The 13,364-nt window shown below is 56.0% G+C and carries 12 protein-coding genes; 4 read left to right on the top strand and 8 right to left on the bottom strand.

The features are described from left to right. Window positions 1-849 (top strand): 3-deoxy-7-phosphoheptulonate synthase (locus Q7O77_RS07495; RefSeq protein ID WP_304165118.1); only part of this gene is annotated, 849 nt, incomplete at its 5' end. Between the two features lie 145 nt (window positions 850-994). On the opposite strand, the gene rmf is transcribed toward Q7O77_RS07495, so the two are convergent. The 8 genes from rmf to pyrD form a co-directional block, all read right to left on the bottom strand. Further along, window positions 995-1,162, bottom strand: coding sequence for a ribosome modulation factor (gene rmf / locus Q7O77_RS07490; protein WP_071999766.1), 168 nt, complete (start codon window positions 1,160-1,162; stop codon window positions 995-997). 255 nt (window positions 1,163-1,417) lie between these two features. Further along, entirely contained in the window at window positions 1,418-1,981 is a 564-nt protein-coding gene (pqiC, locus tag Q7O77_RS07485) for a membrane integrity-associated transporter subunit PqiC (protein WP_304165114.1), read from the bottom strand. Between the two features lie 3 nt (window positions 1,982-1,984). Next, entirely contained in the window at window positions 1,985-3,628 is a 1,644-nt protein-coding gene (gene pqiB, locus Q7O77_RS07480) for an intermembrane transport protein PqiB (protein WP_304165111.1), read from the bottom strand. Between the two features lie 13 nt (window positions 3,629-3,641). Then, the gene (gene pqiA / locus Q7O77_RS07475; protein ID WP_304165108.1) at window positions 3,642-4,883 is read right to left on the bottom strand and encodes a membrane integrity-associated transporter subunit PqiA; all 1,242 of its coding nucleotides are present in this window, start codon (window positions 4,881-4,883) and stop codon (window positions 3,642-3,644) included. Between the two features lie 58 nt (window positions 4,884-4,941). Further along, window positions 4,942-6,861: an ABC transporter ATP-binding protein gene (locus Q7O77_RS07470; RefSeq protein WP_304165105.1), complete on the bottom strand. Its 1,920-nt coding sequence runs from the start codon at window positions 6,859-6,861 to the stop codon at window positions 4,942-4,944. 3 nt (window positions 6,862-6,864) lie between these two features. Beyond that, the gene (rlmKL, locus tag Q7O77_RS07465) at window positions 6,865-8,982 is read right to left on the bottom strand and encodes a bifunctional 23S rRNA (guanine(2069)-N(7))-methyltransferase RlmK/23S rRNA (guanine(2445)-N(2))-methyltransferase RlmL (RefSeq protein ID WP_304165102.1); all 2,118 of its coding nucleotides are present in this window, start codon (window positions 8,980-8,982) and stop codon (window positions 6,865-6,867) included. A gap of 524 nt (window positions 8,983-9,506) precedes the next feature. Next, the gene (locus tag Q7O77_RS07460) at window positions 9,507-10,067 is read right to left on the bottom strand and encodes a cell division protein ZapC (protein ID WP_304165099.1); all 561 of its coding nucleotides are present in this window, start codon (window positions 10,065-10,067) and stop codon (window positions 9,507-9,509) included. A gap of 160 nt (window positions 10,068-10,227) precedes the next feature. After that, window positions 10,228-11,235: a quinone-dependent dihydroorotate dehydrogenase gene (pyrD, locus tag Q7O77_RS07455; protein ID WP_304165096.1), complete on the bottom strand. Its 1,008-nt coding sequence runs from the start codon at window positions 11,233-11,235 to the stop codon at window positions 10,228-10,230. A gap of 249 nt (window positions 11,236-11,484) precedes the next feature. Between pyrD and ssuE the strand changes: the two genes are divergently transcribed. From ssuE to Q7O77_RS07440, 3 genes are all read left to right on the top strand, one after another. Beyond that, window positions 11,485-12,042 carry an NADPH-dependent FMN reductase gene (ssuE, locus tag Q7O77_RS07450; protein WP_304165093.1) on the top strand — a complete coding sequence of 186 codons (558 nt, stop codon included), beginning with the start codon at window positions 11,485-11,487 and terminating at the stop codon, window positions 12,040-12,042. A gap of 45 nt (window positions 12,043-12,087) precedes the next feature. Then, window positions 12,088-13,008 carry a sulfonate ABC transporter substrate-binding protein gene (locus Q7O77_RS07445; RefSeq protein WP_304165120.1) on the top strand — a complete coding sequence of 307 codons (921 nt, stop codon included), beginning with the start codon at window positions 12,088-12,090 and terminating at the stop codon, window positions 13,006-13,008. A 19-nt stretch (window positions 13,009-13,027) separates the two neighbouring features. Beyond that, window positions 13,028-13,364 (top strand): LLM class flavin-dependent oxidoreductase (locus Q7O77_RS07440; RefSeq protein ID WP_304165090.1); only part of this gene is annotated, 337 nt, incomplete at its 3' end.

Here is a 13,364-nt window from a genome sequence, read left to right as displayed (position 1 = left end):
AGCGCTCTGGAATACGCACGCCGCTTAGCCGAACTGCGCACGCGTTATCAGCATCGGTTGGAAATCGTGATGCGCACATATTTTGAGAAACCGCGCACAGTGGTGGGATGGAAGGGATTGATCGCGGACCCCAATCTGGACGGTTCTTTTCAGGTCAACGCAGGCTTAAAACTCGCCCGTCAGCTGCTACTGGAGATCAACTCTCTGGGGCTGCCGACGGCCACCGAATTTCTGGATATCGTTACCGGCCAGTATATTGCCGATTTAATCAGCTGGGGCGCCATTGGCGCACGCACGACGGAGAGTCAGATTCATCGGGAAATGGCGTCGGCGCTCTCTTGCCCGGTCGGTTTTAAAAACGGCACGGACGGCAATATCCGCATCGCGATTGACGCGATCCGCTCCGCACAAGCATCTCACATGTTCCTGTCGCCGGATAAACAAGGTCAGATGGCAGTCTACCGCTCATCGGGAAACCCACACGGTCATATCATTATGCGCGGAGGCACCCGCCCCAACTACCACGCCGAAGATGTGGCGCAGGCCTGCCAACAGCTAGCATCATTTTCTCTGACACAGCGGCTTATCATCGATTTTAGTCATGGTAATTGTCAGAAGCAGCACCTGCGTCAGAAAGAGGTCGCCCTCTCGGTCTGTCGGCAACTTTCAGAAGGCAGCACAGCTATTGCGGGAGTGATGATTGAAAGTTTTCTGGTGGAGGGGACTCAGCCGTCGTTGAATCCCGCCTCACTGACGTTCGGCCAGTCCATTACAGACCCGTGTTTGAGCTGGGAAGACAGCGAGCGCATGCTGGCGCAGTTGGCCGAAGCGGTAAGCTGCCGTTTGTAATTCGTCGCCAGAGAGAGTGTGAAGAGGACAATCCAAAAACCATCGTAACGATGATCGTAACTGCGGTCGTAATGACTTTTGGAACCGCATAAAAAACCTCCGCAGCAAGGCGGAGGTGGTTCCTTTTCGATAGATAAGGCAGCCGCTAAGCTGCTACCGCCCTATCTTCCATGGCTTGTCGCCACCCTCCCAACCAGTAAGACCGAGCATTGATCGACTGATAGGGGCAAAGCTCCTTGGGTCGACCAGAAATACCTGCTTGATAACCGCGTGAATGCGCCCGTTCAAGGCGATCTCGTTTCTGTCTCTTCATGCCTCATTTCCCTCATACGAGTCTGGTGGAAAGAATGGTGATTACTTTATGAGCAACCACACTTTAGGAATAGCGATTCCTGGTCTGAAGATCAAGACGCAATATTCACGCCATTGTCATATTTGTGAGCCAATATCGGAATCTTTTACCTAAAGGGGGGAACAGGACGCGGTAAGCGTTTGAGAGGAAAACAAAACCGCTGAGTGTCTTTGCTTATAAAAAATTCGACATTCAGCGGTCTGTTTTTAGAACAAATTAGGACAGTGCGGCAGCCTGACGCACGATGGACTGAGCCACCTGCTGCCAGCCGGCGGCCAGCGTTTTCACCAGCGCATCATAACCGTCGTCAGTCTGCGGCAGCGTGACGTTAAACGGCTGAGTGATGATGCGATCCTGATAGCGCAGCGTCCAGGCGCCGCGGATCACCGCACTCCCGTCATAGCGGCCCTGGAAGGCCGAAACGGTGATATCCAGCGTCGCCCGATCGCCATCCGGCTCGCGGCTCACCACGCCCCATGACGGCAGCCCCTGTTGCAGCGTCGCTATCAACGACTGCTGCAGCTGCTGATCCAGCGGGCTGGCCCACAGGTTGTTGCTGGCAATGGTGTATCGTACGTCAGACGTCTGATACACAATCCCGCTGTTTGACAGCGAATCAGCCAGCGCGACCCCGCGCACCCACAGATGAGGCGCGGAAGCCGGGGTGACGGAGGCCGTGGCTTTATCGGCCTCCGACGGCAGCTGATAGTAGACTTTCTGCGAGTCGCTGCTGCATGCCCCAAGCAGCAGCACCAATGCCAATGTCCATCCTTTCATCATGATTTATTTCGCCTTCTTCGGTTGCGGATCCTGACCACCGGATGCTTCGAACACCAGTGCATTGCTCTTACCGTTCAAGGTGCGCAACAGCGGCTGCAGTTCACGCAATACCTGATCCAACCGCTGCATATCGTTCACCATCTTGTTATAGGCAGGAGAACCCGGTTGGAAGCCTTGCATGCTACGATTCAGCTCACGTAGCGTCCGCTGCATATCCTGAGGCAGCTGCTGCATCGACTTGTTGCCGGTGATCTGGTTCAGCGATGCCAGTGTTTTCTGAAGCTCGCGCAAGGTCGCCTGACTTTCAGCCAGCGTTTGCGTGGCCTGAGACACCATCGGCGTCAACGGCAGGCCGTTCACCTTATCCAATACCGCCATCACCTTGTGCTGGATCTGCGACAATCCGCCGCTCACCGTAGGCAAAACCTCGTAGCCGTCGACCTTGACCATCGACACCGGACGTCCCTTCAACTGCGGGTAGAAGTCCAGATCGATATACAGCGCGCCGGTCAGAATGTTGGCCGTCTTCATGGAGGCTCTCAGCCCTAACGCTGGCGCTTCCTTGATTTCCTGTTCCAGATTCAGCTGGTCCCAGACGTGCGCCTGCAGACGATCCGGTTCGATGCGGATCATGACCGGAATACGGTAGTCATTAGCCAGACTTTGCTTCATTTCATGCGGGAAGAACGGCACCTGAGACACCGTACCCAGACGGATACCGCGGAACTCGACCGGCGCTCCCGGCTGCAGACCGCGTACGGACTCGTCAAAGAACATCAGATACTCTTTGTACCGGGTATACAGCGTGTCCTGAATGCTGCGCTGGCTATCATACAGCTGGTATTCGGCATGTTCTTTCGCCGGATCGCCCAGCTCCCAGCCGCTCGGCACGTCGAAACTCACGCCGCCGTTCAGCAACGTCGTCAGCGAGCCCATCTCAACGCGCATCCCCTGCGCAGAGAGATCGAGCGCGACGCCGCTATCTTTCCAGAAGCGAACGTTGTTGGTCACCAGCGAGTTGTAGGGCGCATTGATGAACAGTCGGTAGCTCATTTTCCGGGCTGCCGGATCAAAGTGGCTGGTTTCCACCGAACCGACGCGATAACCGCGGAACAGCACCGGATCGCCTGCATTCAGCTGACCGGCGCGTTCGCTGGTCAGCGACACGCGGATCCCTTTGGCGTCAGGAGAAGCCAATGGCGGGCTGTCCAAAAGTTTAAAGTTACGGCTTTCGTCCTCGCTGGAGCCCGGCTGCAACTGGATAAACGACCCAGACAGCAGCGTCCCGAGACCGGAGATCCCTTCACGCCCGACCTGAGCCTTCACCACCCAGAACACCGAGTCGGTGCTCAGCAGGTGATCCATGTCGTTATTCAAACGCGCTTTAATCTCAACCTGGTGGAGGTCTTTACTCAGCACCACGCTTTCCACCACGCCGACGTTAACGCTGCGGCTTTTAATGGGCGTTTTCCCCGCCTCAATCCCATCAGCCGTTTGCGCCGTCAGCGTAATTTCCGGGCCTTGATGGCTGAAGTGGTAAAACAGGATCCAGGCGCCGATCAGCAACGTGACGATGGGCACAATCCAGACCGGAGACCAGCGCTTAAGCGATTCAATCTCCGCAGCGCTGTGGTTATTTTTCGTCAATGGAAAACTCCTCTCACTCACGGTTGTAGCGATCCCACAACAGGCGGGGATCAAACATAATAGCGGCAAGCATGGTCAGAATAACCACCGCGGCAAACAGCACTGCGCCGATTTCAGGATACACGCTCATAAAACGACCGACGCGAACTAACGCGGACAGCACGGCGATCACGAACACATCAATCATGGACCAACGCCCCACGAATTCCACCACCTCGTAGACCAAGTGCATTCGCTCGGAATCGTGGCGGCTTTTGCCTTGCGTACACCAGCATAGCCAGCCCAGCGCGATCATCTTGAGCGTCGGCACCATGATGCTGGCGATAAAAATCACCATGGCGACCGGATATGAACCGGAGCCCCACAGCATGACCACGCCGGACATAATCGTGGAGTCCATGCGGTTGCCCAGCGCTTCCGTCACCATAATGGGCAGCATGTTCGCCGGGATATACAGCATGAGCGATGTGATCAGCAGCGCCAGCGTCCACTGCAGACTATGCCGCCGACGCAGGTGTCCGTGCGTGTGGCACCGCGGGCAAACCCATTCATCCGCCGGGAGCACCGCCGTGCAACAGCTGCAGGAGCGTACGCCTTGCGCGATGCCGCTGCGCCCGGCTTCCAGCGAATCCGGTACTGCCGGTGCGGGTGTGACGTCATGCCATAGCCGACGGCGGTCAAGACTCTGGAAAGCCAGCAGTTGCAGAAGACAAAACAGAACATAGGGAATAAAGCTGATGCCGATGCCGATGCTGCCGTAAGCCATCAGCTTAACGAAACTCACCAGAACACCGGCCAGAAAGATTTCCGGCATGCCCCAGCTTTTCAGCTGAAACAAAATCCGCGCCAGCAGTCGGGTGAGTTCGAGGTTCATCCGAATATGTCCGCACAGCCCGATAATGATAAGCATGCAGCTGGCTGGAATACACTGAACGAACAGCATGAACAGCGTCGCCATGCTGGCGTAATTCTCATCCACCATGACTTTGGGGATTTCCAGCAAAGTGACTTCGCTGGTGATCCCCGCCACCTGCATGGAGACGAAGGGAAATAGCGCAGACAGGAAGAGCATCACCAGCGCGCTGACGGCAAAACTCACCGAACGCCAGCGCGCTTCCGGACGATGGCTCGTCAGCAGCGTATTGCAGCGCGGGCACAGCGCCCGCTGACCTGGCCGTAAGTCAGGAAGTTCGACCAGCAGGTCGCACTGCGGGCACAGCATCTTACCCTCCGCAGAGTGGGAGTGGGTGCACATCAATAACCTCCTGTTGCCAGCCAGGCAGCCGCGGCGCGGGTCTGCCTGACGTCAAAAGCTACGCGTTGCCGTTTTGCAAAGACTCAAGCTCTTCCCAGCGGGCGAAGCTGGTTTCCAGACGTTGTTCGGCCAGCGCCAACGCGTCCAGCACCGGCTGTGTTTCGTCATGAGGACGTGAGAAGAACGACGGATCGTTCATCTGCTCCTGCAAGGAGGCGATCTCAAGCTCAAAGGCTTCCAACTGCTGAGGCAGCTGCGCCAGCTCACGCTGCTGGTTATAACTGAGCTTAACCGTGGCAGCCTGTTTAGCCGGTCGCGCTGCGACGGGCGCAGACTTGGTTTCGGCGGATGCGGCGGAAGCCGTCGCGCGCAACGGCGTCGCAACCGAACGCTGCTGCTGTGCGTCGTAATACCCCCCGACATACTGTCCGATGACGCCGTTGCCTTCAAAAATCCAGCACTCCGTGACCGAGTTGTCGACAAACTGACGGTCATGGCTCACCAGCAATACCGTGCCCTGATAGCTGTCGAGCAGCTCTTCAAGAAGTTCCAGCGTTTCCACATCCAGATCGTTGGTCGGTTCATCGAGAATCAACAGGTTGCTGGGCTTCAAGAATAGCCGCGCCAGCAACAGGCGGTTTCGCTCTCCGCCAGACAGTGCCTTCACCGGCGTCATCGCCCGTTTAGGATGGAACAAGAAGTCTTGCAAATAGCCGAGCACATGGCGAGAACGGCCATTGACCATCACTTCCTGCTTGCCTTCGGCCAGGTTGTCCATCACCGTCCGCTCCGGGTCCAGTTCGGCCCGGTGCTGATCGAAATAAGCCACTTCCAGCTTAGTTCCGCAGTGGATGCGGCCGCTATCCGCCTTCAGTTGGCCCAGCATCAGTTTCAACAGCGTGGTTTTACCACAGCCGTTAGGCCCGACCAGCGCAATTTTATCGCCGCGCTGCACCTGAGCGGAGAAGTTGTTCAGCAAGACTTTGCCGCCCACCTGGTAGCTGGCGTTTTCCAGTTCAAAGACGATCTTGCCGGAGCGCGCCGCCTCTTCCACCTGCATTTGGGCCGATCCCATCACTTCACGACGTTGAGTCCGTTCCTGACGCAGGGCCTTCAACGCGCGCACACGCCCTTCATTACGGGTGCGTCGCGCCTTGATGCCCTGACGGATCCAAACCTCTTCCTGCGCCAGTTTGCGGTCGAATTCTGCGTTCTGCAGTTCTTCCACTCGCAGAGCCTCTTCCTTGCCCGCCAGATACTTATCATAGTCGCCCGGCCAGGAAACGAGTTTGCCGCGGTCCAAATCAACGATTCGGGTCGCCATATTGCGGATGAAAGAACGGTCATGGGAAATGAAAATGATGCTGCCCTGGAAAGATTTCAGGAACCCTTCCAGCCAGTCGATGGTTTCAATATCCAGATGGTTTGTCGGTTCGTCCAGCAGCAAGACCCGGGGAGCGCTCACCAGCGCCCGGCCCAACGCCGCCTTGCGCAGCCAGCCGCCAGACAGGGACGACAGCGGCGTATCCGCCGTCAGGCCCAGCTGTTCCAGCACGGCGTTGATGCGGTCTTCCAGTTTCCAGAGACCCTGATGGTCCAGCACTTCCTGGACCTTAGCCAGTTGATTCAGGTTCCGCTCGCTGGGATCGGTTTCGACCAGACGCAGCGCGGCGTGGTACGCCTTCAGATGCTCGGCCTGCTCCGCGACGCCTTCGGCCACGAAATCGAAAACGCTGCCTGCTACGTTGCGCGGCGGATCCTGCTGTAATCGGGCGACGATCAGATCCTGTTCGAAGACCAAACGGCCATCGTCCAGAGGGATATCCTTCGCAAGGATTTTTAACAGCGTGGACTTCCCGGCGCCGTTACGACCGACCAGACAGACGCGTTCGTTGTCTTCGATATGCAGCTCGGTGTTGTCCAGCAGCGGCGCATCGCTGAATGACAGCCAGGCGCCTGATAAACTGATTAATGACATGAATTACTTTTCCTCTCCGGCGTGCTTCAGCAGCCAGCAGTTGTGAATCTGACGATTACGGGCGAAATCCTGCGATTGGGTACGGGCAGTGATGTCCTGCGCTTCCAGACCCAGCGCGGCGAGTCCTTCCATGTCCATCTGGAAGCCCCGTTTATTGTTGGAAAACATGATGGTGCCGCCGCGTTTCAGCAGGCGTTTTAAATCCTTCATCAGCATCAGATGATCACGCTGCACGTCAAACGTGGCCTCCATGCGTTTGGAGTTGGAGAACGTCGGCGGATCGATGAAGATCACATCAAACTGTTCGTTAGACTGGCTCAACCAGCTCAGGCAATCCGCCTGGATCAATCGATGATTACGCCCGGTGAGACCATTGGCCCGCAGGTTCTTCTCCGCCCACTCCAGATAGGTACGCGACATGTCTACCGTGGTCGTGCTGCGCGCGCCGCCGATACCTGCGTGAACGCTGGCTGTACCGGTGTAGGCGAACAGGTTCAGGAAATCTTTTCCCTGACTCAGTTCACCCAGCATTTTACGGGCGACACGGTGGTCCAGGAACAGACCGGTATCCAGATAATCGGTCAGGTTGACCCACAGTCGAGCGTTGTACTCGTCCACCAGCAGAAACTCGCCTTTCTGAGCCAGCTTCTCATACTGATTTTTCCCTTTTTGACGCTCACGCGTCTTGAGAATCAGCTGATTGGTCGGCACGCCCAGCACGCTTAGCGTGGCATTGATCACGTCGAACAAACGCTGGCGGGCTTTCTGAGCATCCACCGTCTTCGGCGGCGCATATTCCTGCACGACCACCCAACTGCCGTAACGGTCGACGGCGACGTTGTATTCCGGCAAATCGGCATCGTAAACGCGGTAGCATTCGATGCCCTGCTGTTTGGCCCATTTATCCAGCTTACGCAGGTTTTTCTTCAGTCGGTTCGCAAAATCATCCGCCGGCGCGCTAACGCTTTCAGCACTATTCGCCGCCAGCTGGTAGTTTTTCTGCACACAATCCAGCGGGCCGTTTTTGGCTTTGAACTGGCGGTCGGCGCGCAGCTGTAAACAGCTCAACAGCTCCGGCGATGCGCTGAACAGGGACAGCTGCCAGCCGCCGAACGAGGCTTTCATAATCCGACCTAGCATGTTGTGCAGCGCAATCAGGGCCGGTTCACTTTCCAGACGCTCGCCGTAAGGCGGGTTGCTCAGCACCGTTCCGGTAGGGCCTTCCGGCAGCGGATTTTTTAGTTGTACGGCGTCGCAAACATCAAAACGGATCAGTTCACTGACGCCAGCACGGCGGGCGTTAGCGCGAGCGATGTCGATGACCCGACGATCGTTATCCGAACCGAAGAAGCGGGACGCAGTGGCCTGCACACCAGCGCGGGCGCGCTGCTGCGCGTCGGTGGTGACCTCTTTCCACAACGTCGGATTGAATTGCTCCCATGCCAGGAATCCCCAATGATGACGATGTAACCCCGGCGCCCGATCGGCGGCGATCATGGCCGCTTCGATCAATAAGGTCCCGGAGCCGCACATCGGATCGACCATCGGCGTACCGTTTTCCCAGCCGGAACGCAGCACGATAGCCGCAGCCAGATTTTCTTTGAGAGGCGCCTGACCGGCCAGTTCACGGTAGCCACGCATATGCAGACCATCGCCGCTGAGATCGATCGCCACGCTGGCTTTTTCGCGTTGCAGGAAAACGTTGATGCGAATATCCGGCTGCTGTTTCGCCACGTCGGGACGCTGGCCGGTACGGCGGGTAAAGCTATCGACGATGGCGTCTTTGACTTTCAATGCGCCGTATTGGCTATTACGAATTTCGTCGTTCGTGCCGCTGAAATGGACGGCGAAAGTTTTATCAACGCTGAAAATAGTCGACCAGTCCACCGCCTGAACCCCCAGATAGAGGTCCAAATCGCTGTAGACGTTGAATTCATTGAGCGGAAGCAGGATGCGGGAGGCCAGACGGCTCCACATCAGGCTTTGGTACACCAGGCGATCGTCTCCCTGAAAATGCACGCCCCCCTGCACGACCGCGCAATCCTGAGCGCCCAGCGCCTCAAGTTCGCTTTTTAATAATTCTTCCAAACCACGCGCCGTGCTGGCAAACAGAGAGTTCATAGAGCAGATATCACCTTAAAGAAAATTGAGGCGCATTATAGCTAATCCCCACCGGTTGTCATAATGCACCGCAGCCGATCGACGTCATCGTGCTCTGGGCAACGCGGGGGTTGGCGCACCTGCTCCTTGAGCCTAACGATGCGCGCTGGGGGGAGGATAGCGCCACGTCACGGTACCTGCGGGCCAATGGGACGAGACTGTGGTGCTGTCAGCGGAGGAAATTTAGGTTGAGGTAAGCCCCAAAAGCCGGTAACACGCCGCACAAAACGTATAAAGAAGGCGTGAACGGGCATCCTTAGACGTTCAGGTCGACGCTCCTGAGAGGAAGATCAATGAATCAGGCAACGTGAAAATGCGAGATAAGCCTGGGAGAGAAAGTCAGAACGAGATGAAGACAGACGCAACGGCCAAATAACGACATCAAGAAGATTAGACGGTCATTCGCCTGCAATCACCGAGCAATCGGGACAACAGCTCTTAACGGTCAATGCCAGATTCGTGTGGTGCATCCGTAATCGGCGAGATCAGCCTACGCAGGCATACTGCGACGAATCGCTGTCAACATCATCAATCGCCTCTGCTGGCGACAACCGGTCGTGCATAATTTTGATGGGGTCGCCAAGCTGCAGCGTTTTCGCATTCAGCGTCAGCTGGCTTTGCGCCAATAAACACAGGCTGGCTTTCTCCCCCTCTTCCACCACCAGCAGACTGGCGTCTTCATCGCGATCAACGAGTTGAACGTTGACGATGTCCCCGATCGTCGGGCGGTAGCCCTCACCTGATTGCGGCGTGAAATGCCAGCTTTTGGGCATCAGCGGTTTCATAAAGCGATTCGCTACCAGCGCATTTAATATCAGTTCGGCTTTTTCAGCCTGAGGGAGGGTTATTCTCTGACACTTTTCCTGATAGGTAAAAAATAGCGCAGCATCATCGACGCAAAATGCGCTGTCCATAAAAGCATCCGGGGTTAACATCGACATCGGATAACGAGATCGGAATAACATTCCGTCGGCCAGATCCAACATCAGTCGTTGCTGTTCGCCGTCAAAATACCACCGCCAATTATCGTCAGGTTTTAATTTCATCGTAATACCTTCATTATTCCTTTTGCGCTGCCTGCGATATTTAGCGCCTGCAAAATTAACCCTTGGGGAACTCGAATGCGTTATTTTTATACAGCCCCAAAAAAATATAGACTAGCCGGGAGCAGAAATAAACCCCCGGCTATGAATGAAGATGAAAAAATTAGATATGAGTGACGATATCTTTAATTAGACCCGGTCCACGGAAAATAAACCCACTGTAAATTTGTACCAGCGTCGCACCCGCCGCCATTTTTTCCCGGGCAGCCATCAGAGAGTCAATCCCCCCAACTCCGATAATGGGTAGACGACCGTTTAATTCCTGAGATAAACGGCGTATTACTTCGGTACTGAGCAGCTGTAATGGACGACCGCTTAATCCCCCAGTCTGACCGCTGTGATTTAATCCCTGGATCAATTGACGATCCAACGTGGTATTGGTCGCAATCACGCCATCGATATTATGCCGCACCAGACTATCTGCAATTTGGATCAATTCTTCCTCTGAAAGATCCGGCGCTATTTTCACCGCCACAGGCACATATTTCTGATGTTTGGCTTCCAATTCCGCCTGTTTATTTTTTACCGCTTGTAACAAATCATCCAGGGCTTCGCCGTACTGCAGCGTTCGTAATCCTGGCGTATTCGGCGATGAAATATTAATGGCGATATATCCTGCGTGAGCATAGGTCTTCTCCATGCAAATCAGATAATCATCCTTTCCATTCTCAACCGGCGTATCTTTATTCTTGCCGATATTAATCCCTAATACGCCGCCGAAATGGGATTTCTTGACGTTCTCCACCAGATTATCCACCCCGAGATTATTAAATCCCATGCGGTTAATTAATCCTTCGGCTTCCACCAAACGAAATAAGCGCGGCTTATCATTTCCCGGCTGAGGTCGCGGCGTCACGGTCCCGACTTCTATGAAGCCAAATCCCATCGCCCCCAGCGCATCCACGCATTCGCCGTCTTTATCCAGACCGGCGGCAAGCCCCAGCGGGTTTTTAAACGACAGCCCCATGCAGGTCACGGGTTTGGTAGGAACAGACTGACGGACAAGAAATTCGAGTGGGGTATGGCTGATACGACGCAACTGCTGAAAGGTAAACTCATGCGCGCGCTCTGGGTCGAGCTGGAATAACGCTTTACGAATAAGGGGGTACATGGACTCTCCTGGATTCCCGGTTGCAGACCGGGGCAGTATTATCGGCCATCCGGCCCGGAAAGGGAATTGACCTGTGACAAAAAAGGCCTCGCCGATAACGGCGAACGGGCGATAGCGCTGACAATGTTATGCACTTTCAGTCTTTCGATTACACAATAAATCATTTAATGGAATAAGTCGGTGTCTGCCAGACTGACCGCATGTTGCCCAATGGTAAGAGATGCTAACAATACGTTAGAAGGAGTACCTATGCGCGTTATCACTTTAGCAGGAAGCCCCCGCTACCCGTCACGTTCCACCGCGCTTCTGCAGCATGCAGGCAAGTGGCTGACAGCCAAGGGCGTGGAAGTCCTTCCCTGGCATCTACACAATTTCCCACCGGAAGATCTCCTCAATGCCCGCTTCGACAGTCCAGCCTTACAAACGCTCAACGAGCAGTTGTCCACGGCGGATGGCGTTATCATCGCCACCCCGATTTACAAGGCCTCGTTTACCGGCGGTCTGAAAGCCTTATTGGATGTCCTGCCCGAGCGGGCTCTGGCCCACAAGGCCGTACTCCCGATCGCCACCGGCGGTTCGCTCGCGCACATGCTGGCGGTCGACTACAGCCTCCTGCCGGTGCTCAATGCGCTGAAGGCGCAGGAGATCCTCCAAAGCGTGTTTGCCGACGACAGCCAGATCCGCGATTACGACCGTACGCCAGAATTCTCCAGTGCGCTGCAAGAGCGGCTGCAAGAGGCGTTGGAGAATCTTTTCCAGGCGCTGCTGAGACGTCAACGCTATCCCCAACTGCAGCACAGCGCCTAGGATTGCCGCATGTTTTCATGGTTAAAACGACAATCGCCCTGGCTGATGGTTGGCACGCTCGGGTTGGCTTCCGTCACCTTCGCCGCCGAGAGTCCACCGCAGCTGCGGATCGGTTACCAAAAGGGATCGGTCAGTCTGTTGCTCACAAAAACGCATCAGCTACTTGAAAAGCGTTTTCCGGATACCGCCATTCGCTGGATTGAGTTTCCGGCCGGGCCGCAAATGCTGGAAGCACTGAACGTCGGCAGCATTGATATCGGCAGTACCGGCGATACGCCACCGATATTTGCTCAGGCCGCTGGCGCAAACCTGCTTTACATCGGCGTCGAGCCCCCGAAACCCAAAGCTGAAGTCATTTTGGTCGCCGCCGACAGTCCGGTTAACAGCGTGGCCGATCTGAAAGGCAAAAAAGTGGCGTTCCAGAAAGGCTCCAGTTCACACAATCTGGTGCTGCGTGCCCTGCAACAGGCGGGACTGTCGTTTAGCGACATTCAGCCTGCTTACCTCACGCCAGCCGATGCTCGCGCCGCCTTTCAACAGGGGAATGTGGATGCCTGGGCCATCTGGGATCCCTACTATTCCGCCGCGCTGTTGCAGGGCGACGTTCGCGTGTTGACCGACGGTACCCATCTGAATCAGACAGGCGCGTTTTATCTGGCGTCGCGTCATTACGCCGAGCGCAACGGGACGTTTATCCGACAGGTGTTGGACACGCTGACGGAGGCTGAAAAATTCACGGTCAGCGAACGCCCGCACAGCACGGACCTGCTGGCCAATGCGATAGGACTTCCACGCGCGGTGATCACAAGCTATCTGGATCATCGCCCGGTGACGGTGATCCGCCCCTTGGATCAGCGCGTCATCCGCGCACAGCAGGAAACGGCGGATCTGTTCTATCAAAATCGTCTGATTCCGGTGCCGATTTCGATCTCAACGCAGGTCTGGCACGCCCCTTCCGAACACTAATTTTGACTGGAGATACGTCATGAGCCTCAATATTTTCTGGTTTCTCCCCACACACGGCGACGGTCATTACCTCGGCAGCGGAGAATCGGCACGACCCGTGGATTATCGCTATTTGCAACAAATCGCCCAGGCGACGGATCAGCTCGGTTTCGGTGGTGTCCTGATCCCCACGGGCCGTTCCTGCGAAGACTCCTGGCTGGTGGCTTCATCACTCGTCCCCGTCACTCAGCGGTTGCGTTTTCTGGTCGCACTTCGCCCCGGCATCATTTCACCGACGCTGGCCGCACGCCAGGCGGCGACGCTGGACCGTCTTTCCAACGGCCGCGCGTTGTTCAATTTGGTGACCGGCGGCGATC

Source organism: Lonsdalea britannica (genome assembly GCF_946477055.1).
GTDB lineage: Bacteria > Pseudomonadota > Gammaproteobacteria > Enterobacterales > Enterobacteriaceae > Lonsdalea > Lonsdalea britannica_A.
Note: the sequence above shows the minus strand (reverse complement) of the source record. Positions and strands in the feature narration are given on the sequence as shown.